The sequence below is a fragment of the Eubacterium sp. LMAG:50 genome, assembly GCF_008680265.1.
Classification (GTDB): Bacteria; Bacillota; Clostridia; order Lachnospirales; family Lachnospiraceae; genus Eubacterium_U; species Eubacterium_U album.
Genome location: NZ_NALP01000007.1, coordinates 1,363,326 through 1,387,421, shown reverse-complemented (window position 1 = coordinate 1,387,421; position 24,096 = coordinate 1,363,326). Strand labels below are relative to the sequence as shown.

Genomic DNA, 24,096 nt, shown 5'->3' with positions numbered 1-24,096 from the left:
GATTCGTAAGATAAATCTCTTACCCACTCAACGAGTACTATCATACTCTGTGCAACTAACGTATGCCTTCACGTCACAGAATACTAACAAATAGATTGCTTTGTTCTGTGCCCTCTGCGGTCCATTTATGTGAGCTGCGTTCTGCAAGGATTCCACCAGCCCTTGCTCTCTGTAAGTGCACGATTCACTTTTACCTCCGCATCAACGGTTTTAATGGTCATCTATATCGTTGTTTTGAATTATAACGCTATAAAAAATACAAGTCAATTATTTTTTTATATTTTTGCCGCCTAAAATTTTACACTAACTTATATTTTCTATACGTTTAAATTTTTGCCGTAAAGCAAAATTTATTTCTACTTAAAATTTGTGATAGTGGATTTTAGGCTTACATTATTTTCAAATAAAAATTAAGCATATACTAAAAGATGCCGAAACTATTGAGTGCTACGCACCACAATTCCGGCATCTTTTTTTAATTACTTAACGAATTTATTATCTATATCTTTTACAGATTTTACTTTTTTGTACTTCTGCTCTTTTGCTGCTTTTTCTTTAATTTTATCTAACTCTTTGTTCCACGCTTTTGTACCCGACTCATTGTTTACATCCGTACCTGACTTCTTAACATAAGCATTTTCCAATGATTCAACGTACTTTTGAATTGGCAACTGCTTCTGATATACTTCTTTTTCATAAGCCCAATACTCATCTTCTGAATCAAACTGTGCTATCACTTTTTTTACATCATCGGCATTCTCAGCTTCATCTGACATTTTCTTCAAATCAGCAATATAATTATCCACTTCTTCATCTGTAACATCAAAACCTGCTTTTATTGCCTTAACATACATTGCATTAAATTCTTCCATATATTTTACAGCTTCTTTTTCTGCCGTCTTCTCACTTTCTCCCTTAAGCATATAAAAAGCCTTTGAAACTTCTATTTCCCTTTTAGTTATTAAAATATCTTTCCCACACTCAAATATTTCATCTGATGCAGAATATGTTTGTGCTGCCGGTCCGTCAGTTGCAATTCTAAATTTACCTTTACTTCCTGATGTTTCATTTTTGCTGTCATCACTTAAAATTTTACCCCATTGTGACATTACATCATTACCACCAAGTGCAGTCTTTATTGGAAAATAAGCTATAACTCCTGCAACAGCTACACATAATGCAATAATACTGATTTTCTTTTTCATAAAACCACCTCCAAAGTTCTTCCTACTATTTCATTTTTTCTAATTTGCCCATTGAGCAGGCAACCATTTCTTTTGTAATTTTATAAGGATTATGCTCTATATCTTTCATGGCAACTGCATTTTCAGCCAATTCTTCTAACTTGTCCTTTCCAAATTCTAAATCTGCAAGGCATGTTGGAAGACCTACATCTTTACTAAACTTATACACTTTTTCAAAGTCTTCTTCATTCTTATCTACAAGCAGCAAATTTAATACACCATAACTTACTACTTCTCCGTGCAAATGATTCTTTTCTATGTGTGGATATGCCGTAAGAGAATAAAATATTGCATGGGCAAGTCCTGTGTTGTAATCAATTATATGCTCCGCTGTCAAAAATATAGATGCAATACCTGTTGAAACTATAATTGCTAATACAACCTGTTCATAGGCATATGAAACTTCCTGCGCATTATTTGATTCCATTGCTTCTTTTCCATATCGAAGAACAGGTTCATAACACATTTTACTTACATCTACACCCATCTGTGTATAGTGATTTAATTCTTCTCCTCTTGAAGACATTGTACTTTCAAAGTACTTTGCCATAGTATCACCCATTCCTGCCCACATATATCTTGAAGGGGAATGTACTAAAATATCCGTATCAATAAATGCATGTACCGGTGGTGCCTGAAAGAAAAACGGTTCTTTAAATCTTCCATCAGGATAGTACATAATGGAAACACTTGTGCAGGCAGAACAGTTTGACGCTATTGTTGGGAATGAAAATACAGGTTTACCACATTTTACCCCAAGACATTTTCCAGTATCTGTTGATTTTCCTCCACCAATTGAGAAAATCATATCTGCTTGTTTTACCAAATCATTTTCCATTAATTTTTCTACATTTTCGTAAGTTGCTTCTCCACCATACCAGATAAAATCTAATATTTCTAATTTTGATTCTTTGCAGGCTGCTATTATTTTATCCTTTGCGGCTGCAATTGCTTTATGCCCACCTATAGCAATAACCTTTGTACCATATGGCTCACAAATTTCAGGTATTTTATTATATACTTTATCTCCAATTGAATAACTTGGAAGATGCATACTGTAATTTTCCATTTATTTTTTATGTTTCCTTTGCTAAAGTAAAATTAATATTATAGGTAAAGGCAGATTATAAATAGCTCTGTGAATATTCCTAAGTCATTCACAAAATGAGCATCAATACTTTATGCTTTTGCCCTATCATATAAAGTATATCACAAATCCGAGAATTTTTTCACTTAATAAAAACATTGCTTATTTAACGTTTTAGCGATAATATTTTTAATGACTATCTACACATTTACAAATTCCGGAGGTTTTTCAAATGATAAATATATCCGTTCTTTTTAATCAGCTCATTATGCTTTTTTTAATTATATGTACCGGATATCTTGCATATAAATTACAATATTTTGACGAACTTACTAATAAGAAATTAAATAAACTGGTTGTAAATATAACCCTACCCATGACAACAATAGATTCTGTTTTGTCTATGGCACAACGTCCTAAAGGTTCAACTGTGTTATTCGTATTTATTGCTTCAATTGTTTTATACGCAGTATTACCTATTATCAGTTTTATAATAATTAAATTAATTAAAATGCCTTTCAATACACAAGGCATATATACTTTTATGCTAACTTTTTCAAATGTAGGATTTATGGGTTTTCCTGTTATTCAGGCTGCATTTGGCTCTGAGCAGGGAACTACCGCTGTATTTTATGCAGCCATTCTCAACATTATATTTACCTGTTGTACATTTACTTATGGAGTAGTTTTAATAGGATATGGGACTGCGAAAAAGATGGCCTTTACATTAAAAAACATATTATCACCAGGTATAATATGCTCTTTGCTTTCCATTGTAATTTATGCATTAGACATAAGTTTTCCTATTCCTATAACAAATGCAATATCAATACTTGGTAATCTGACCTCACCACTTGCAATGATGTTAATTGGTTCAACGTTAGCATCTATGAAAATAGGTGAAATATTTAAAGATAAAAGAGTTTACTTATTTACATTTGTCAAGCTAATTATTATTCCACTAATTTGTTATCCATTATTTCAACTATTCATTAAAGATACTTTAGTTAGAAATGTCTTTTTTATTGAATCACTAATGCCTGTAGCAAATACAGCACTTATATTTGCCACAGAATATGATTTAGACAAAAAATTAACTTCAAGAACTATTTTTTTAACAACACTTTTATCTCTATTTACAATCCCTGCATTTTTATATTTATTTGCAGTTTAATCTATTTTATAATATAGAATCTTCTAATTATTTTGTGTTTGGTGTCTTTACAAAAAAATCAGAAGCAATATTGCGTTTATTAAATTCACAATATTACTTCTGATTTTTTTACTAAAAGTGTATTTTATATTTATAAATTTTTATAAAACTGTTGTTCGTTATAGTTAATATAAACTTATTTGGTATATTAAACTGCTTATTCTATATCTTATATTCTCTAAATAACCATGAACAAAGTTCCTGACGTGATAAGTATGCATCCTATAATTGATTTTGATGTAAAATCTTCATGCAAAAATACAAAAGCCATAATCAAAGTTATCACTACACTTAATTTGTCTATTGGAACTACCTTTGACGCATCTCCCATCTGTAATGCTTTATAGTAGCACAACCATGAAGCTCCTGTGGCCAGCCCTGACAAAATCAAAAATATCCAACTTTTCTTTCCTATTTCCGTAATTCCCGATTGATTATTAGTCAGAAATACCATTGCCCATGCCATAATTAAAACTACCAGAGTTCTTATGGCTGTAGCCAGATTAGAATTAACTCCATCTATTCCAACTTTAGCAAGTATAGATGTTAAAGCTGCAAATACAGATGACAAAATTGCAAATACCAACCACATTGTCATTCACCTCTATCTTCCGCAACAATATTTATATTTCTTTCCACTTCCGCAAGGGCATTTATCATTAGGATAAACTTTCTTTGTCTTAACAACCGGCTGATTAACTAATCTTTTGCCCATATTGTCAAATGTCCAAGGAATTGAATCATCTATTCTGGTAGGATTAGAAATTACCTTTCTTGCTGCTTTATTTTCGCCGGTGTTTTCTTTAACTACAGAACTTACTAATTCAACATTAGAAGGGCCATTAGGAAGTTCTCCATAAACACCTATTGTATTTATTTCCTCAACAGTTGGAATATAATATTTACTTTCATCTTTTATAGAATTATCTTCTGAATCAGACAATCTCTTATGAGATACAACGTTATCATTAACTTCAAATTCATTATATACTTCCGGTATACTTTCAATTCTGTTAATTAACTCTTCTGTGCTTTCATTATAATTAATTCCATCTTTCATAATCTGCATAAGCAAATCTATCGAAATCTTTCCATATAATACACACATTGTTCTCAAACTGCTTAATAAGAAACTGGTCACTTTACGTTTCTCATTAAACTCTTTATTTTCTATTTTTTCAAGTACTGCCTGAACTTCTACCGGCACTACTATTTCACCATTATTCATTCCGCCTAAATAACCGGCTGCATATAATTTTTCATATAAAGCATTGTTAGACTTTCCACCTTCAGTTGAAGTAATTTCTTTTTTAACCGCTTCAATTTCTTCATTTGTAAGATATTGGAAATATTTTTCTACTTCTTCGTCATTCAACATATGTTCTACAATTTTATCAATCAATTGTTCTTTATTAAGTGTTGAATAACCTCTTATCTTTTTCTGCTTAGCAATGTCTTTTAATTCATTTTTGAGAAAATCATTAAAAATTTCTTTTAAAGCTGTACCTTTTTTCATTAATTTAAATCCTCTCTTCTAAACGTTTAATATTTCCCTAGTTCGCGTTGATAAGCTCTTATATTATCTGCTATTTTCAACTCTAAGAACGCTTGTTTGCCGATAAAAGTATAGCAAACTCAATTATTTTTTTCAATTGTTTTATTAAATTGAAGGTTATCATTCATATAAACCATTAGTTAATTTTTCAAATTTTATATTTCCTATTTCTAAATTTTATACTTATTTGATTTTTAATTCGTCAAATATTGAGTATGTATCACCAATATTTCTTTTAAATTATATGTTTTTTTACTAAAAAACGCACATTTTTTCATATTATCAGCAATTTTCTGTATTTTTTCATTTAAACAACATACCTTTTACTTTTTTTCTTTAATTCGACAAATATCTTTCTATACTCTACACATCTTTGGGTGTGGTTTTAGTGTGAATTTATTTCATTACTATTCCTGCCGTAAATCTTATGGCAGAAGAATGGAGAATTAATATGCAAAGTCTTATCGATGAATTAAAAGATGAATACGGCTACAGCAGTTATGATATAGCAATGGTAAAATATGTACTTACAAGCATCTTTTATGAATTTTCAAAACTTATTATTTTCGGTATATTTTTTGGATTTTTAGGTTATTTTAAATCATTCTTAGTTTCTTTGATTTTGCTTTTATTTTTAAGAATTAACATCGGTGGAATTCATTGTAAACATTATATTACATGTTTTTTATTAACATTTGTCGTTTTATTTTCTTCAATTATACTACTTCCCAAACTTTTATTTGTAGCACCTATATTAATAATTTCCATATGTACAATATGTATGATTATCAATTATAAAATAGGTCCAATAGCATCACCGTTCAGACCTTCGCCTGACAGTATTTTGATTAAGAAATGTCGAAATACCGGATTTGTTATAATTTTTATTTTTATTATTTTTGTTAGCTTTTTCCATGAATTCAGCTTATTTGCTACATACTTTCAAGTTGGATTCTGGACTATTGTGTTACATACAGCGCAATTATTTATTGCTAAAATCTCAAAAAAGGAGGAATGTGCTAATGCGTAAATTCAAACTTTCTACTTTAAACACACTTTGTACATTGTGTTTAGCATTATCATGGGGTTTTAAATTTTCAAAAGTTAGCTTTTGTTTCTTTGGGGAACCTAAACTTCCTCGCAAAGAAGACTTTGAATAATTAACCTTCATAATCTTTTACTCCAAAAAATCTGCCTTCATTGACACACCCGACAGTCTGTATGACCGTCATTACAATGAAAGGCAGATTTTTATTTGTTGATTATTACGATGTAGACACAAAATTATTATGTTGTGGCAAAAGGCCTCAACTTTGATGCCTATGGAATTTATTTTTCAATTATTACTGAAAACTTTATTGTATTTCCAATTTTAGTCATTATGTTTTCTACTAAAATATCAAACTTATATTTATCCTGATATTCTTTTATTTTGTTAAGACCAATTCCTCTATCTTCACCTTTTGTAGAATATCCTTTTTCAAACATCTTAATTATCTCATCCTCCGTACAATATGTATAAGGATTTGAGACCTCAACTATTACTTTCTTTTCAGTTTCAGCTATTTTAATTGTAATGTTTTCTTTTTTTTCACAGTCATTATTGCCCTTTACACTTCCTTCATTTCCACACTCATTATTATCTCTTATATTTTCCCAGTTATTTTGTGTAGTTTTATTTGAAAGAATTGCATCTCTTGCATTATCTATTAATATTCCAAGAATTTCTATGAAATCATAAACTGATATGTATTTAAATTCTCCAGTGCATAAATTTACATCATACGTTGTTTCTACACCCATATTTTCAGTTTCTTTTAATTTGCCAAATAAAAATCCTGCGATAATAGGTTCATTAATTCTATATAAAATACTATTATACTTATTTTCTTCAGAGATTCTGTTCTTATATTCATTCTTTCGCTGTTTTATCTTTTCATTGTTTTCTTCATTTTCCAGAGCTGATAAAGCAAGCAAATGATTATTAAAATCGTGCTGATTTTTACGTACAACATCTATCAGACTTTTAAAGGAATCATTATATATTCTAGTCATTTCTAACTGCTTTTGCTTTAATTTAACTTCGTAAGTTGACTGCTGCCATCTATAGATGGCAAATATTACTATAACAAACAATAATCCTCCTGTAAGATATGCATCTGTCATAATAAAATTGTCTTTTTTGAACTTATAAAGATAATATGCAAGAATTAATCCATTTACTAATATACACACCATCCCCCTCTTTTCTTTATCAACAATTATATTGTGTAATATCTTATATAATTTTGATTTCTGTGAAAAGAATACAAATATCAGAACAGCTATGTTTATAAACAATGCCATAAAATTTTCATTTTTAATGAACTTATAAATAAGAAGACTTGCAGGTATGTACATTATCATTTGCGTAACTGATACAATGAGCATTGTCAACATGCAGTTATAAACAGAATTTACAATACTGTCACCAAACTGAAGCATCGAATAAATAATGAAAAACAAATACATTATTAACATTGTCTCTTTAAAAAGCACTTCTTCATTAACTAAATACATATAAATTATCTCTAAACTTATAAAACTTAATGTATAAATGGAAATTATATTTTTTCGACCATATAAGTTATGTATGCATATTATTACAGATATTATTTCAAAAAAATAAATTAAAATCTCACTCATTTTTCAACCTGCTCATAAATTCTTTTTTTAATCTAGGGCCTATTTCAAGTTCTCCATAATTATTTATAAGTTTAATATATCTGTTAACTGAGTCTATACTTAAAATATAGTTCATATTTACAACAACATGTTTATTACATTGTGCAAAATTGTTATCTCCTAACTCCTGAATAATACTCTTACATGACGCATATGGTGCCTTATGTACTCCATCTGTGCAATGATATTCTATGTACCTGTTTCTGTTCTCTACATATACAATATCTTTTGTCTGAAGTGAGAACAAAATTCCGTCTCTTTTATAATATATTATCTTCGATTCTTCCTTCGGAGTTTCAAATTCTAATACTTCTTTAACTGTATCCATAAGTTCATTGATGTCATAAGATTTTTCAAAGTAGCGATAACAGTGCAAATAACTGTATGAATGTAACTTAGGGTCTTCTAAAGATGATGTGATTATAATTGGTGTAAATTTGTATTCAGGTATGGTTCGTATTCTTTCAACGAATTTAATTCCTGACACATCTCCTAAAGCATTTGTATCAAGAATTATATCCACTATAAATACGCTTATATTTTCTTCTAACGCATATTTATATGCCTGCGCACTATCTTTTGCCTTGTAAACATTTATGTCGGTAATATTTGATAATTTGCTACAAATCATATCCATGTATTGTTCACTATCTTCTATAACCAGAATATTTTTCTTCTGCACTGTCATTGATTATTTTCCTCTTCTTTTAGGTTTTTACTCATATTGGTTCTGTAAAATTCAGCTTATTTATCAATGATACTATGGATGTGTGCGTTTTTTCAAGTTACAATAATTTTTTATTTTTCTTTTTTAATAAAATACTTGCTCTTATTCCAATATGGCTATCTATAACTCCGATACTACTTAAATCCTGTAGCAATTAATTCTGGTAGTGTTTAGCCTGAGTATTGTACATATTAAAATAAAATCCGTTTGTATTTTCCATTAATTTGTCATGACTTCCGTCCTCAATTATTGTACCACCATCAAAAACTATTATTCTGTCGCAAAATCTACAGGATGAAAGTCTATGGGATATATAAACTGCGGTTTTTCCACCAACAAGCTTATCAAAGTTGTTATAGACTTCAAATTCAGCGATTGGATCTAAGGCTGCTGTAGGTTCGTCAAGTACTACTACCGGTGCATCCTTATACAATGCCCTGACAATTGCAAGCTTCTGAGCCTGACCACCTGATGGTTCAACTCCTGACTCATCAAACATTTTATAAAGGTTTGTATTTTGCTTATTTTCCAAAGAATTAATCCAACCGTCAATCTCTACTATTTTGCACAGTTCATTAATCTTATTTTCAACATTAGAATATTTATTCTGTCCCATATCGCCATTGGCATATTCTTTCTGTCCTATATCGCCATTGGCATATTTATTCTGTCCCATATCAATATTATCCTTTATGGAAAATGCCATAAGCCTGTAATCCTGAAAAACTACTGAAAGTAAATCTAAATATTTAGAGTATTCTATATCATTTATATTTACTCCATTTACAAGAATTTCTCCTTCTGTAACTTCATATAATCTGCAAAGAAGTTTTATGAAAGTTGTCTTTCCTGCACCATTTTTTCCTACTATTGAAAGATGTTCTCCCGGATGTATTGATGTATTTATGTTTTTTAAAATATAAACATCTGTATTAGGATATTTAAAACTTACATTTTTAAATTCTATAGATACACCATCATTAACATTTGGAACTTCTGCATTTTTACTTTTCTCATATTTTATATCAATTTCAGCTTTTTCAATATAATCAAGATAATATTTTAGAATTGATGCTGTATACTTTAATCCCATTAATCCTCTTGAAATATTATAAAGTGCTTCCGTAAACTTAATAACTGCCTGTGTAAGGCTGCTAAAATCTCCGATTGTAATCTTTCCTGTTAATGTATTTACACCAAGAATAATATAAACTGCTATATTACAAATCTCCGTTGATGTTATTGAAATTTTTTCATTATTCCATATTTTTTTCATGCTTCTTTTTGAAAGATTATATTGCTTAGTACTTTGTTCCTTCTGGTTATCAATAATCATATTATCTGCATTATAAATTCTAATATCCTTGGCATACTCACCTGTTGTAAGTTCATCCAGATAATAATCAACAACACGGTCTATTTCCATTGCTTCAGAGAAATAATTTTCCTTTAATTTTGTTGTTTTCATTGTCATATATGTATTAATAACGAAACTTAAAAATACAGGAATAAGTAACCATACTGAGCAATTAACAACTATATACATAACCCCTGCAAGCACTAATATATTACTTATAAGTCCTACGATTCCGTCTGTAAGTCCCTGTATAAGGTTAGTTTGTTCAAATGCGCGGCCCGCTTTATTTACACTGTCTAGCATTTCAGAATTTTCAGTATACTCAAACTTCATTTGCATAGTATTAAAACTTATTTCCATTTGAAGCATTCTGTCAAAACGGTCATTACAATAATTCTGCTTCTCATTTGCAAACTTTCCTACTACTGCATAAAGATAAGTTCCAATGCAGATAAAAGCTACCCAGAAAATTATCATACCAATGTTTCTGTTCTGCTCATATACGATTTCATTAATTAAATATTTTGAGCCGATAATAGAAACAAAAGGTCCTGCTGTGTTAACTATAACTGACAACAAAATATAAAAGTAATAGATTGGAAGCTTTTTCCATGCAAACTTTGCAAAATATCCGGTGCAAAAAGCTATGTCTTTAATTCCACTAAATAATTTTTTTAGCATGTTACTCCCTCCTTCTCACTTTTGTAATACTGTGCCTGAATCTGAAACATATCACTATATTTTCCGCCAGTTTTCATTAATTCATCATGTGTTCCCTCTTCAATAATTTTTCCATCCTCAAACATAACTATTTTGTCACAAAATCTTGTACTTGAAAGTCTGTGTGAAATGAAAATTGCAGTCTTTCCCTTTACCATTTCATTAAATTCCTGATACATCTTATCTTCTGCAAGTGCATCAAGTGCTGCCGTAGGTTCATCAAGTACAAGTACATCCCTGTCACTGTACAATGCTCTTGCCATAGCAAGTCTTTGTCTTTCTCCACCGGAAAGATCCACTCCGTCAGGATCAATAATTCTAAGAAGTTTTGTGTCGATTTTGTTTTCGTACCTGTTAATCTTCTCATCTAAATCACTTCTTTTTAATGTTTCCATAACCTTGTCTCTATCAGTTTCATTATCAGATTTCATTGAAATGTTCTGCCATACAGGGAAAGCAAATATTTCTATATTCTGAAATACCGGAGCAAAGATATTAAAATATGATTCTCTGTCAAACTGTTTTATATCAACTCCATTAAGTAAAATTCTTCCCTCTGTTGGTTCATATAGTCTCATAAGAAGCTTTGTGAGAGTAGTTTTTCCTGCACCGTTTATTCCTACTATTGCAAGCTTACTTTCTGCCTCTATTGTGAGGTTAAGATTTTTAAGAATAAATTTATCATGTCCCGGATATTTAAATGAGACATTTTCAAATTTAAATTCGTATTTTTCTAATTTGATATTCTTTATTGTTCCCTCACCCTTTTGATAGTCAGGTATATCCTCTGTCCAATCCATAAATGTTCTAAAATCATCTAACTGCATTCTGTTCATATTCATCCACACAAGATTGCAAAACAGATCAGTCATGGCTGTTGAAAATGCAGCCACTAATCCAATATATAAAACAAAATTAGAAATACTCATGCCCCTAAACATAATCATGTAAATAAGCACTGAATATAGCAATACATTTTGAATTAACCTAAGCATACTCATTTTTGCTTCACACATAATCCACTTACTGTGATGTTTTTTGCAGGCAGCATAATATATTGTGTTAATGTCATTCCACATATTCTGTATAAACTCCTGCATTTTAAACAGTCTTATGTCCTTAGCGTACTTAAAGTCTCTTGCTGTATTTGAAAAATAACTATTTTTTCTATAATTAGATGCCATAGCATCTCTAAATTCTGTCTTGCTCCACTCCATTGTTGAATCTAAAATTTTATAGATAAAAAACGAAAGTGTAATTATAACAAGTACAAGCACCGGATTAACTAAAGCTATGGCAAAGCCGGAAATAAATACCATGGTAAGATTGGCAATTATGTTCTGCCCTCTCATGCAATATCCATGAATTCCCTGATATGTATACAATGCCTGTTTTGATCTTTGAGTTAAATCAAGGAAATCCGGATTTTCCATATTTTTAAAATCCGTTGTAAATGATTTTCTAAGATATTTTGAAACTATACCTTTGTACACGTTTTCCCACTGATATTCGCAAATATAACTAGCCTTATAGGCAATAAGATTAAGTATAAGAGTTGCCACTCCCACTATTACCATCACCTTAATCATTACGTCTGTACTAACCTTTTGCTCTACCAATGCTAAAGCAATTTTTGGTATATAAATTCCAATAAGATTGTATAATGAGATTAATATTCCACCGGCAATAACCGCTATAATAAATATTCTGCTAAAACTCCACGTCAGCTTAACTGCAAACATGAAATTATTAAGCATTCCATGCTTAGTTGACTGAATTCCTTTTTGTTCCCTATCATGGGATGCAGAAAAGAAATTTTTAAACCTCTCCAATATTTTATTCATAACCTCTCCTTTTTTGTTTTCAGAATATAATTTTCCAGTAATTATTTTGCTTCAGATTTTTCTATCATACCTTAAATTTTTTCTTTTTTTGCCACAATGTAATCATTTGTGTTTTATATGTAATCATTTGTAAAATATTTTTCGCATTTACAAATATCAATATAATAATTGCCCGATTGCCATTTTTATTAACAATTCTTATATTCCATACAAACTTACAGCTACTTCAAATTCTTCTCCTTTATCAATAAATTCTACATACCCACCATATTTTTTTACAATATTCTCTATACTTGATACTCCAATTCCATGATTATGCCCATCATGTTTACTAGTTTGTTTTATATTCACTAACTCCTTTATCTTGCTGTTGCAGATTTTTATAAACATTGTATTCTTCTTATAAATTATGTCTATTTTAATCCATCTGTCTTCCATATTAATTTTTTTGCAAGATTCTATTGCATTATCTAATATATTTCCTAACAGGATTCCTGCATCTTTATAATCAAGATTAACGGATTTTGGTACTTTAATGTTTACATATGTCTTTATTTTCAAATTTTCTGCCAGGCACATCTTGTGATTTATTATCGTATTTATAACTATATTAGATGTATATAATTTTTTGTTACTCGCATCTAACTCATTAATGATTTTATATATTTCTTTTGAAATCTCATTATTCTTTTGTGCCTCTGAGCATATCGCTAATAGCATATTTTTCAAATCATGCTTAATTCTTCGTATCTCTTTATTACTTTTTTCCACTTCATTATAATATTGTTCTTTTGCCTGTGCCTCTTGTAACAACATTTCCTTTTCATAATTATCCGATAATGTTTCTGTTACTTTAACAAACATTTTAAACATTAAAACATTACTCGAAATTGTCATAACTATTATCATTAAACACATTATAATAACCGGATTATTCTTACTGTTTTGAATAATATTCATAGTTATACAACATATACAAACACATGTAAGTGGAATAATAACCAGATATTTACTTATATCAAAAGACAATTTAGGGAATTTTATTTTCCTAACTTTACAAATTGCATAAACTATTAAAAAGCGGATAATTTCGCAGATAAAAGAACTTCCATAGTAACGGATAAAATATGGAATTGCCTGTCCTAAAAAATTCAAAACAAAAAATCCTATCAGTTCCGCTACAATTCCAAATCCTATGTACAAAACCGGTAGAATTATATGATACGAAATACTATATGAAAATGAGCAACTATATAGATAAATCATCAATATACATAAAATCAGATTTGCATTTGGATTGTGAAACTGATTTACAACACTAATCCAAATTATGCATCCACAAAAAAGAATCGTACAATATTTCTTTTTCATAGTTCTTTTTTCACTAAAACTCTTAAAATATTTGAAAATAATCAAATAATCAATTATATTTATTATTAAATCATAAATTAAATTCATACCTGCCCCCTTAAATAATTCAAGTGTTTTTTCTTAATTTCTTTTCTATAATCTCTGCTTACATATAGCATCCTGTCATCTTGCAAAATTACATTTTCTCCTATAATCCCTTCGATTTTTGAAAGATTTACAATCAACGATTTATTTAACATTCCAAACATTTCATCATCTAATTGTGACCATATTTCTTTCAATGTCATATTACATTGATATTTTTTATCATCAATTGTATATATCCATACTTTTCTACCATCTTTTTCTAAATAACAAATATCTGAAAATGCAATGTTGTAATTATTTTTTTTGTAAGAAAATACAAAGCTCCTTCTCTTTATTTCTAAATAGTTCTTTGTTTTCTCTAATGTATTTTTTATTTTTTCGAAGGTTAACGGTTTTTGTATAAAGTCAAATGTTACGGTTTCAAACACATCAAACACATATTGCGAATGACTGGTCATAAAAATAATTAAAGAATCAACATTTTTCTCTCGAAGTTTTTTTGCAAAATCTATCCCTGACATTTCTTTCATTTCAATATCTAATATAAACACATCAAAATTAACATTATTTTCTGTTATGTATTTCTGTAATTCTTCCGCACAAAAAAACACCTCATATTCCAATGATTTATCGTGAATAATTTGAAGAAATTCTTCAATCTGTTCAATAATCACCCTATCATCATCACAAATTGCAATATTCATTTTCTGACCTTCTCTTTCTTAATTAGTAGGGATTTTGTAATTATATCATAATTCAATTTCAAAAGCATCTTTATTTGGGCTTAGGTAAACTCGTGCAACTTGCCCTATATTTAACTTATTTTTAAATTTGTAGGGCTTTTAAAATGCTTTGAGCTTAGTTCCACATATTTATGTACTTAGGAAATTTTATTTTAAACGTATAAACTATTTCCAATTATCCCCTATTGTTTAAATATTACGAAATTGTTACAATTCATCTTGTAATTGGCCAGTACAAATCTAAAATAAGGAGGACGAAACTATGTGTTTTAAATTCAATAGCTGTTCCGAGTTATTTAATGCTCTTTGCAATTTTTTTAAATTCGGTTGTTAGTTAGTAAAAGGTAATATTTATCATTTATAAATTACCTATACAATTGCAATATGGCTAAAATGAAAAAGCCCTTTTCATTTTAGCCATATTTTTTAACCATATAAATTCTATTCCTCTGTTTTTTCTACTGCAGCAATTGCTTGAGAAAATTGTCCTACTCCTACGCTGTTTATCTTTTCTAAAATTTAATCACAACATTAAATGCTTCGTCTGACTTTGATGCCTTTTCTATTGCTTCGTCAAGTTTTTCTAACGGATATTCATCCGTGATAATTGATTCAATATCCCATCGTTTACTTTTCATTATTTGCTATATTGCATGTTTCAAATCCAAGTTTTTTTGCAATATTCAATCTGAAATCTGATAAATCTGCTATTATAACTTGATCTAATCCAAAATATTTTAGCGTAATTGCAGCTGCAATTCCAATTGTTCCACATCCAAATACAATTGCTTTTTCTCCTTTTTGTGGTTGTGAACGTCTTGCAGCTCTGCATCCCACTGTAAAAGGCTCAATTAAACTTGCTTCCCTGTCACTTATTTCAGCCGGTATAAATGCTTTAACTTTGCCTCCGGTACTAAAATATACTCTGAAAAGCCGCCTATTGTTCCTGCTCTCTTTGTATCATTTTTTACAAATCTTGGATACAGATATACTCTCTTTTCCAAGATAAATTCCTGCTTTCATAAAATTCTTCTCCAAATATTCATTACTGCTTATTATAATAATTTAAATTTGACCATAATATTAAATTGTTTTGTAATTACTAAATTTAACTAATATTAATATTTTTAACACTGCAAGATTACATTAAATACTTTATTAATTAGATGTATTTACACATTTTAAAATTATGTCACATATATGTTCTTCTGACATTTTGCAATCATTTTGTAGCCATTCTTTTACAACAGCAATCATTCCATTTATGTAAAATGCTGTAATATATGTTTTTTCTTCATTTGAAATACTATACATATCCATTGCCGGACTAAAAATGTGTTTAAACATTTTTTTATAAATCGGGTAATTTACTCCCATGCATGCCAATCCTATTATGCCAATTATTATTCCCAAAATAAACATCAGGTTTCCATTGCCTATTACCTTCATTGACAGACACATCCCTATTCCTGTAATTAATGCTTATAAAATACCAAAAGTATAAGTAAATATCGTTGCCGGCATTTTTGCCTTTCTGTCAAGTTTTCTTAATGCCACCACTTTTGATGTATCCTTTGGTGCATATTCATTTGATTTCTAACTGTTTTTACTCTTTGTTTCATAGCGATTTATTTTACTCTTCTGTCAGACGATTTTATTCTACTCTTATTGTGTTTTTTTCTGCTCTATGTTACACTTTTTATACTTGCGATTAAAAAGTATATGAGAGGTAAAAAATTATGAAAAAACACAATAATAAAAGGAGTTCTTTTTCCGGAAAGCTGGGATTTGTATTATCTGCTGCCGGAGCTTCTGTAGGTCTTGGAAACATATGGCGATTTCCGTATTTAGCTGCTAAATATGGCGGCGGGATGTTCTTATTAGTATATATCATTCTTGCCCTGACATTTGGATATACAATGATTGTTGCTGAAACATCTATTGGACGTATGACTAAGAAAAGTCCTGTGGGTGCTTTTAAATTTTTTGGCAACTCTAAGTTTGCATCTTTAGGCGGATGGATTAACGCTATTATTCCTATTCTCATTGTTCCATATTATTCTGTAATTGGTGGATGGGTTATTAAATATTTAGTTGAATATATAATTGGCGGCAGCAAATTATTAGCGGGTGATGACTATTTTACTAATTTTATTACAGGTGGTTTTTCCGCTGAAATCTGCTTTATAATATTTACATTTATTACTTTAGCCATTATTTATGCCGGAGTTAGAAATGGTATTGAACGTGTATCAAAATTTATGATGCCTATTTTAATTGTTTTATCAATTATAATTACAATTTATTCTGTGACACGACCTGGTGCTTTAGCCGGAGTAAAATATTTCCTTATTCCTAATTTTGAGAATTTTTCATGGATGACTGTTGTTGCTGCAATGGGACAGATGTTTTATTCTTTATCAATTGCTATGGGAATTTTAATTACATTCGGCTCATACATGAAGAAGGATTTATCAATCGAAGATTCTACTAAAAATGTAGAAATATTTGATACCGCTATTGCGATTATGGCTGGCTTAATGATTATCCCTGCAGTATTTGCTTTCTCTGGTGGTGACCCTGATGCCTTAAATGCAGGTCCTTCATTAATGTTCATCACTATTCCTAAAATGTTTGAAAGCATGGGACTTAGCACGGTTGTTGGAATTTTATTCTTTACATTAGTTTTATTTGCAGCACTTACGAGTTCAATAGCCTTAACTGAAAGTGCTGTTTCAACTTTTCAAGATGAATTTGGATGGGGCAGAAAGAAAGCTACTTTCATTCTTGGTGGAATAATGCTTGTTCTAGGAAGTTTATCAGCTCTTGGTTATGGACCTTTAGCCTGTGTAAAAATCATTGGAATGCAATTTTTAGATTTCTTTGACTTTTTAACAAACTCTGTAATGATGCCAATTGCAGCATTTGCCATATGTATACTCGTTTCAAAGGTAATTGGTCTTAATAAGATTGAGGAAGAGGTTCTTAACGGCGAGGGAAAATTTCGCAGAAAGAAAATTTTTAATTTTATGATTAAATATCTTTGTCCTATATTTGCAACAATTATTCTTCTTAGTTCAATCGCAAATGCATTTGGATTGATTACAATATAAAAAAGGGATACTATATTATTGAAAAAGTAATTAGTTTATATGCTACTTTTTCATGTAAAAATTTTCAAAAAATAACTGCCATGCCTCAAAAGACTCTGACAGTTGATGTAAAATTAATGTATGAACTCAAACATTAACTTACAGAAAATTTATAATTTAAATCAGTGCAACTAAATATAACATAGAAGAAAACAGTAACAAAGAATCAGACTAAACGTCGTATAAATTTAATAAGCCGCTAATAACGGCTTATTAAATTACACCATAAAAAGTGACAGAAAAGATTAAAACTTCAATAGAAACCTCAAAAAATGCATAAATGAAACTGTCACTTCACGAATTTTCATTCGTTAAAGCGACAGCCCCTCTAAATAAGAAAGATAAAATAAATATATTTAAGGCCAAATTATCCTTCATATATTATCAAACCATATTATTTAATTTATAGTTTTTCTTCTATATATTTTTTTATAGTCTTTAATGATTTTTTTTCATTATCTCCATTAATTAATATTGATATTTTCTGACCATATTTAGCACATAAACCTACAACTTCAGTTATATTTTTTATATTTGCTATCTTTCCATCTTTGTTTATATACACTTCAATTGCATACTCGCTTGCAATGTTTGCTAATTCTGCGGCTGGTCGTGCATGTAATCCATCTATGCAACTTATTATATGGTCAATTTGAATCATATTTGCCTCCTTAACATTATATTTCCTTTAATGCCTCATCCAAAACTTTTTTTGCATTCATCATTCCAAAATCCTGAGCAGCAATTGCCATTACCGGAATTCCTTCTGCCTGTTTTTTTATGTCATCTAATGCAAATCTTATTTGTGGTCCAAGAAGTATAACACTTGTTCCTTCAAGATTATCACCTAACTCTACCATTGGGATAGCATCTACACTGGCATCTAACCCTCTTGTTTTTGCTTCCTGCTCAAGTTTCATTTTCATAATCCCGGTACTCATACCTGCATTACATACTAACAAAATCTTCATATTAATCTTCATTCCTTTCTCGTTGTTTGGGCACAAATAGTAATGAAAAATTTTATTTTTCAACCTATTATCCTACGATGTAAAATTATCTATTTTATGCCTGCGTGCTCTCTTCCATCACTTCTTCTTTTATTTTCTGTTTTTCATATATTTTGAAGAATGGGAAGTATATAATTATGTCAATTACAATTAAAGCACAAATTAAAATTAATGCTTTAATATCCATAGTATCAATAAGTCCACCTATTGGACAAAACATATTCCAACTTGCATATGCAAAAGTTTTTGCTACAATTCCCGTATTCATTGCTATATATGTAATTACACCATTTAACGGCATAACCAATATGAAAGGCAACATCATTGTTGAATTGTACATAAGTGGCAAACCAAAAATCAACGGTTCATTAATGTTAAATAATGAAGGAATAATAGCTATTTTTCCTATTGTCTTAAGTTGTTTTGATTTACTGAACAATGTTAAAATAGCAAGTCCAAGTGTTGCACCACTACCTCCAATAGCCATAAATGTCCACCAAAATGGCTCAGTAACAATATACGGAAGTGCTACTGCTGCTGTACCAGCTGCAAAGGCAGCCTGATTAGCTGTAAAATTATTCATTAAGAATGTATCCAACGGACCTGTTATTACTGTATCATGAATACCAAACCACCAGAAAATCATAACTATTAATGCTAATATAACAACTCCCCAAATACTGTCAACCATATTAACTATAGGTGTCATAATAAGTTGCATTATTGCCGGAATTCCTACTCCCGTAAAGTTTAATAATACTGCGTCAACTGTTGCAACTGCTACCAAAACAATCACTATTGGAACAAGGTTTCCTATCGATTCGGCAAGTGCAGGTGGAACTCCACCACCTTCCAAATTGATGTATCCAACCTTTCTGTCAGATAAAAATCTGTATAATTCAAAAGATACAATTGTTACTAATATTGCAACAAATAAACCTTTTCCATCCAGATAATCAAAAACTAACGTTCCCTCTTTGTTCATAGTTGCTGTTATCATAAATGACGCAACTGAAACTGCAACTGTAACCCATGATTTGTCCATCTTATAATGTTTGCCTAAATTAATTGCTAATCCAATTGATGTCCACAATGCAATCAGAGACATTGTTACCGAATAAACATACCCCAGTGCTGGACTTGTAAACGATGCAATATTTGCCCATCCGTGCATAATAGCCTTAAGCACACCTGAATCCATTGTTGTATAATCCATTGGCGGTGATATAATAATAAGAGCAAAACTTCCTATAGTGAATAGTGGAATTAAAGCTAGGAATGTGTTTTGCAAAGCTTGAAGATATTTCTGTCTTGCCAATTTATTTGCAAGTGGAGATATCTTCTTTTCAATCCAATTACTAAATTTTTCCATTGTAACTTCCTCCTTTTTCTTTTATAAATTCTTTATACCAATGATAACTGTCTTTCGGTATTCTCTTGCAGTTATCATCAAAGTCTATATAAACTAAACCATAACGTTTCTTATAACCGTTAATCCAACTGTAAACGTCCATTGTTGACCATACAAAATATCCTCTACAGTCACAACCTTCAACTATAGCTTTTTTAATCCAATCTACATATCCCTGTAGAAAATTAATTCTATACTGATCATGTATTTTTTCACCTTCAACTATGTCATACTCTCCCAAACCATTTTCCGTAATAATAATTGGTGTATCAGGATATAATTCCTTAAATTCCATCAACATATCATATACTGATTTAGGATATATTTCTGTTCCCCAAGGTGTTTTCTTCGTATTTGGATCATCATCCAGCGCACACCAGTCTTTTATTTCCATTTCCTCATTTTTTGATGAGTCTCCTGTATTATTCACCTCCATTACAGTTTCTCTTCCTGTACAAGGTTTAACCAAAAATCTGCAATATGCATTCACACCAAGATAATCTACTGTTCCTGCCTTAAATATTTCTTTGTCTTCTTCTTTCATATATGACAAATCATAACCTAACTCTGTTAAATGTTCTATATATTCATCAGGATAATATCCCTTTATGCATGTATCATTAACTGACGTGTTAAAAAATATATTTGCAAGCTTTTTCGCCTTCCTATATTCTTCATTATCCTTTAATATTTCAATTGGATAGCTATCACTTACAAGTCCTATCATTCCCTTATATCCCATATTTTTATATGCTTTAACAGCTCTTGCGCTAGCTAACATTAAATGATACATAGCTTTCCACCGTCTCTCAAGATTCTTTACATTAGGAGGATAATTTCCAAAACCATAACAGCAAAGTGTTTCGTAATTTGGTTCATTTATTGTTGCCCAATAATTTACTTTGTCTCCAAATTCCTTAAAGCAAACCTTTACATATTCTTCATACGCATCAACTGTTGCCCTGTTTTCCCATCCACCATTTTCAAATAAGGATTGTGGTAAGTCATAATGATATAATGTTACTAACGGTTCTACATTATATTTTTTACATGTGTCAATTAATCTATTATAAAAATCAATACCTTCTCTACTGATTTTTCCTACACCATCCGGTATTATTCTTGTCCACGCAATGGAGAATCTATATGCATTCTGATTTCCATCTGCTATCATTTTTATATCTTCTTCATATCTATGATAATGATCACATGCTACATCTCCTGTTACAGGATTTATATTGTTTTTTTCACTATGACAAAAAGTGTCCCAATTGGACATTCCTTTGCCACCTTCTTTCCATCCTCCCTCACATTGATAAGCTGCTGTAGCACTTCCCCACAAGAATTTTCTATCCATTAATTTTCTCCCTGTACAATGTTATAAATTCTTTTGCAACACGTTCATACATTATTGTCGTCATTAAATGATCCTGTGCATGAACTAACATTATGCTATATTCAATATCCTTTCCCTGAGCCTCCTTTGCCAGCAATTCTGTCTGAGCGTTATGAGCGTTAGTTAACTCACTTTCTCCTTTTTTTATTAGCTCATCAGCTTCATCAAACTCTCCATTTCTTGCTTTTTCCACTGCCTTAAAAAAAGATGAAAACGCATCTCCGGCATAGCTTATAAGTTGAAAAGCTACCATTTGTGCTTCTTCTCTATTCATATTTTTTTCTCCTTTCGTTTCTTTATGCTGCTATTATATTTCACTTGATTTGCGATTACAAATCGACTTTTGCGGTATACACCGCATTGAAGTATTTGCCTGTACTTTATCAATATTGTATAATTTAATTACTTTTATAACGTATTTTTTATTAAGGAGATTGTTATGAACAGATTCACTAAGCGGCAAAAAAAAATAATTAAAGAAATCAGTAGTTCTAATGATTATATAACAGGGAAATCACTAAGTTTGATTTTAAATGTTTCTTTAAGAACTATTCAATCTGAAGTTGCTGAAATAAATAAAGTCCTACCGTTAATTTTATCAACTAACAGAGGATATTCTCTTGATTACAATATGTATAAAGCATTAACTTTCCAGCTATCTGAAGATGAACAAAATTTGGAACATATAATTTTGAAAAAAGTATTTTTTCACACGCCTCATTATAATATTGATGACCTGGCGGATTCTCTATATATTAGCACTACTACCTTGGAAAAATACTTTAAAACAATAAATAAAACTTTAGAAAATTTTGATTTAAAAATATCAAGAAACAACAACACTGTTTTTGTTGTTGGCAACGAATTAAATAAGCGCAAATACTTAAACAAAATTATTTTTGATGAAATTAATCCGGCTTTTAACAGTATTGACAATCTGACCAATTATTTTGAAGGCATCGATGTTGATAAAATAAAGATAATTATTCTAAACTCAATAAATAAATATGACTACTATATTGATAATGCTTACTATAACAATTTAATTGTAAACATTACTATAGCATTATACAGAATGCGTACGGATCATTATGTTTCACAACCGATTAATAATATATCCGACCATTCTGATAATATAGAATCGAAAATTGCAAACGAAATTTGTACTCAGTATTCAGCACATTGCAATATTGCTCCTACAAAAGATGATATTTTTTATATTTCATCATTATTAGAGGGAATAATAAAACCTATAAACCAAAATCATCTGATAAGTTCTAAAGATATCTTGTCGGAAGATTTTATAGAAGATATCCGAGAGATTTTATTAAATGTATTTTCTTATTACATGTTAGAAATTAATTTTGATGAGTATCTTTATAGTTTTGCTCTACATATACATGGTTTAATTAAAAGAGCTAACAGTATTCAGTCATCAGGAAACGATTTTCTCTATAATATAAAGAAAAATTGTCCTTTTATATATGATGTATCTGTTAATATTGCTCAAAAACTAAATAAAAAATACAACATTCATATTGCTGATTCTGAAATCGGATACATAAGCATACATATTGGATATCTTATTGAATCATCTAACACTGATTCTGATAAAGTTTCTATTTTGCTTTTATGTCATGATTACCACCATATTGACTCTAATATTGAAAAAAAACTTTTAGATAATTATGACAATTTTATAACACTAAAATTATTTAACACTAATAACAGTTCTACTTTAATTGATGCATACTCTGATTTGATTATAACTACACAACCTTTAAATCTCATTGGAAAAGAAGTTATTGTGGTATCACCATTTTTTACTATGATGGATCAAATAAACATAGATAATGCCATTCATAAATGTTTAGAAAACAAGCAAAAAATTAAAAGAAACAATATGTTATCATCATTTTTTGATAAAAAGCTTTTCTTTAAATCAAACAATTTTAGCAATAAGGAAGATGTTATTAAGTTTTTGGGACAAAATGTTATAGATTATGGTTTGTGTAAAGATGGTTTTATTGAATCTGTTTTAGAACGTGAACAATTATCTTCAACATGTTTTTTTGACACCTTTGCAATTCCACATGCTTTAGACATGAACGCTACCCATACTATGATTTGTGTTCTTACTAGTGAAAATGGCATTAAATGGGACGAACATACTATTCATATTGTTTTAATGTTAGCCGTCCAACAAAATGACAGGAAAAAATTCATGGAATTATATAATGGTATAGTCCAGACATTAGAAAAGCCTGAAAAAGTTAACAAACTTGTATCAGCTGACAGTCTAATGTTCTTTCTTGAACAATTGTTAGAAAAATAAAATTATGAATGTCAAACATAACTTATGAGATTTAAATACATAAGATTGAGGCTGTTCATACCTCGGATATGCTTCCTTCTAAATAGACAAGTGAAAAATCACTTAATATTTAGAAGGGAG

At 29.9% G+C, this 24,096-nt stretch carries 23 protein-coding genes; 4 read left to right on the top strand and 19 right to left on the bottom strand.

What is annotated here, in order from left to right:
- Positions 1–479 precede the first annotated feature (479 nt).
- The gene (locus tag CCC31_RS11360; RefSeq protein WP_290851654.1) at positions 480–1,205 is read right to left on the bottom strand and encodes a hypothetical protein; all 726 of its coding nucleotides are present in this window, start codon (positions 1,203–1,205) and stop codon (positions 480–482) included.
- 25 nt (positions 1,206–1,230) lie between these two features.
- The gene (locus CCC31_RS11355) at positions 1,231–2,313 is read right to left on the bottom strand and encodes an iron-containing alcohol dehydrogenase family protein (RefSeq protein WP_260978313.1); all 1,083 of its coding nucleotides are present in this window, start codon (positions 2,311–2,313) and stop codon (positions 1,231–1,233) included.
- Between the two features lie 250 nt (positions 2,314–2,563).
- On the opposite strand from CCC31_RS11355, the gene CCC31_RS11350 reads away from it, so the two are divergent.
- Positions 2,564–3,505 carry an AEC family transporter gene (locus CCC31_RS11350; protein WP_147586013.1) on the top strand — a complete coding sequence of 314 codons (942 nt, stop codon included), beginning with the start codon at positions 2,564–2,566 and terminating at the stop codon, positions 3,503–3,505.
- A gap of 217 nt (positions 3,506–3,722) precedes the next feature.
- Here CCC31_RS11350 and CCC31_RS11345 read toward each other — a convergent pair whose 3' ends face one another.
- Both CCC31_RS11345 and CCC31_RS11340 read right to left on the bottom strand, forming a co-directional pair.
- Entirely contained in the window at positions 3,723–4,136 is a 414-nt protein-coding gene (locus CCC31_RS11345) for an EamA family transporter (RefSeq protein WP_022087911.1), read from the bottom strand.
- A gap of 12 nt (positions 4,137–4,148) precedes the next feature.
- Positions 4,149–5,060: an SEC-C metal-binding domain-containing protein gene (locus tag CCC31_RS11340; protein WP_290851650.1), complete on the bottom strand. Its 912-nt coding sequence runs from the start codon at positions 5,058–5,060 to the stop codon at positions 4,149–4,151.
- 490 nt (positions 5,061–5,550) lie between these two features.
- Between CCC31_RS11340 and CCC31_RS11335 the strand changes: the two genes are divergently transcribed.
- The gene (locus CCC31_RS11335) at positions 5,551–6,129 is read left to right on the top strand and encodes an accessory gene regulator B family protein (RefSeq protein WP_260978314.1); all 579 of its coding nucleotides are present in this window, start codon (positions 5,551–5,553) and stop codon (positions 6,127–6,129) included.
- 299 nt (positions 6,130–6,428) lie between these two features.
- Here the strand turns inward: CCC31_RS11335 and CCC31_RS11330 are convergent, their stop codons facing one another.
- From CCC31_RS11330 to CCC31_RS11285, 10 genes are all read right to left on the bottom strand, one after another.
- On the bottom strand, positions 6,429–7,658 hold the full coding sequence (locus CCC31_RS11330) for a GHKL domain-containing protein (RefSeq protein WP_260978315.1): 1,230 nt from the start codon (positions 7,656–7,658) through the stop codon (positions 6,429–6,431).
- 118 nt (positions 7,659–7,776) lie between these two features.
- The gene (locus CCC31_RS11325; protein ID WP_022087906.1) at positions 7,777–8,511 is read right to left on the bottom strand and encodes a LytTR family transcriptional regulator DNA-binding domain-containing protein; all 735 of its coding nucleotides are present in this window, start codon (positions 8,509–8,511) and stop codon (positions 7,777–7,779) included.
- A gap of 193 nt (positions 8,512–8,704) precedes the next feature.
- Positions 8,705–10,588 (bottom strand): ABC transporter ATP-binding protein, encoded by a 1,884-nt coding sequence (locus CCC31_RS11320; RefSeq protein ID WP_118565582.1) that lies wholly within the window; start codon positions 10,586–10,588, stop codon positions 8,705–8,707.
- Positions 10,582–12,471, bottom strand: a complete 1,890-nt coding sequence (locus CCC31_RS11315) for an ABC transporter ATP-binding protein (RefSeq protein WP_118565583.1) — start codon at positions 12,469–12,471, stop codon at positions 10,582–10,584. The genes CCC31_RS11320 and CCC31_RS11315 overlap by 7 nt, the downstream gene beginning before the upstream one ends.
- 198 nt (positions 12,472–12,669) lie before the next feature.
- Complete coding sequence (locus CCC31_RS11310; protein ID WP_118565584.1) at positions 12,670–13,929, bottom strand: GHKL domain-containing protein; 1,260 nt, start codon at positions 13,927–13,929, stop codon at positions 12,670–12,672.
- Positions 13,926–14,633: a LytTR family DNA-binding domain-containing protein gene (locus CCC31_RS11305; protein WP_022087902.1), complete on the bottom strand. Its 708-nt coding sequence runs from the start codon at positions 14,631–14,633 to the stop codon at positions 13,926–13,928. Before CCC31_RS11305 ends, CCC31_RS11310 begins: the two co-directional genes overlap by 4 nt.
- Positions 14,634–15,184: 551 nt before the next feature.
- Positions 15,185–15,310 carry a hypothetical protein gene (locus CCC31_RS11300; RefSeq protein ID WP_260978319.1) on the bottom strand — a complete coding sequence of 42 codons (126 nt, stop codon included), beginning with the start codon at positions 15,308–15,310 and terminating at the stop codon, positions 15,185–15,187.
- Positions 15,300–15,509 carry a hypothetical protein gene (locus tag CCC31_RS11295; protein ID WP_117909737.1) on the bottom strand — a complete coding sequence of 70 codons (210 nt, stop codon included), beginning with the start codon at positions 15,507–15,509 and terminating at the stop codon, positions 15,300–15,302. Before CCC31_RS11295 ends, CCC31_RS11300 begins: the two co-directional genes overlap by 11 nt.
- Before the next feature lie 35 nt (positions 15,510–15,544).
- The gene (locus CCC31_RS11290; RefSeq protein WP_278286568.1) at positions 15,545–15,676 is read right to left on the bottom strand and encodes a hypothetical protein; all 132 of its coding nucleotides are present in this window, start codon (positions 15,674–15,676) and stop codon (positions 15,545–15,547) included.
- A gap of 154 nt (positions 15,677–15,830) precedes the next feature.
- Entirely contained in the window at positions 15,831–16,121 is a 291-nt protein-coding gene (locus CCC31_RS11285) for a TetR-like C-terminal domain-containing protein (protein WP_290851642.1), read from the bottom strand.
- Positions 16,122–16,411: 290 nt separating this feature from the next.
- On the opposite strand from CCC31_RS11285, the gene CCC31_RS11280 reads away from it, so the two are divergent.
- Entirely contained in the window at positions 16,412–17,785 is a 1,374-nt protein-coding gene (locus CCC31_RS11280; protein WP_290851640.1) for a sodium-dependent transporter, read from the top strand.
- 442 nt (positions 17,786–18,227) lie between these two features.
- Here the strand turns inward: CCC31_RS11280 and CCC31_RS11275 are convergent, their stop codons facing one another.
- The 5 genes from CCC31_RS11275 to CCC31_RS11255 form a co-directional block, all read right to left on the bottom strand.
- Positions 18,228–18,485: an HPr family phosphocarrier protein gene (locus tag CCC31_RS11275; RefSeq protein ID WP_117909733.1), complete on the bottom strand. Its 258-nt coding sequence runs from the start codon at positions 18,483–18,485 to the stop codon at positions 18,228–18,230.
- Between the two features lie 16 nt (positions 18,486–18,501).
- A complete protein-coding gene (locus CCC31_RS11270; protein ID WP_243003026.1) occupies positions 18,502–18,807 on the bottom strand; it encodes a PTS sugar transporter subunit IIB in 306 nt (101 codons plus the stop codon).
- Positions 18,808–18,889: 82 nt separating this feature from the next.
- Complete coding sequence (locus CCC31_RS11265; protein WP_117909731.1) at positions 18,890–20,206, bottom strand: PTS transporter subunit EIIC; 1,317 nt, start codon at positions 20,204–20,206, stop codon at positions 18,890–18,892.
- Positions 20,193–21,602, bottom strand: a complete 1,410-nt coding sequence (locus CCC31_RS11260; RefSeq protein WP_117909729.1) for a glycoside hydrolase family 1 protein — start codon at positions 21,600–21,602, stop codon at positions 20,193–20,195. Before CCC31_RS11260 ends, CCC31_RS11265 begins: the two co-directional genes overlap by 14 nt.
- The gene (locus tag CCC31_RS11255; protein ID WP_117909728.1) at positions 21,595–21,915 is read right to left on the bottom strand and encodes a PTS lactose/cellobiose transporter subunit IIA; all 321 of its coding nucleotides are present in this window, start codon (positions 21,913–21,915) and stop codon (positions 21,595–21,597) included. Before CCC31_RS11255 ends, CCC31_RS11260 begins: the two co-directional genes overlap by 8 nt.
- 165 nt (positions 21,916–22,080) lie before the next feature.
- Here CCC31_RS11255 and CCC31_RS11250 point away from each other — a divergent pair, with 165 nt between their 5' ends.
- Entirely contained in the window at positions 22,081–23,976 is a 1,896-nt protein-coding gene (locus CCC31_RS11250; protein WP_117909726.1) for a PTS sugar transporter subunit IIA, read from the top strand.
- Positions 23,977–24,096 lie beyond the last annotated feature (120 nt).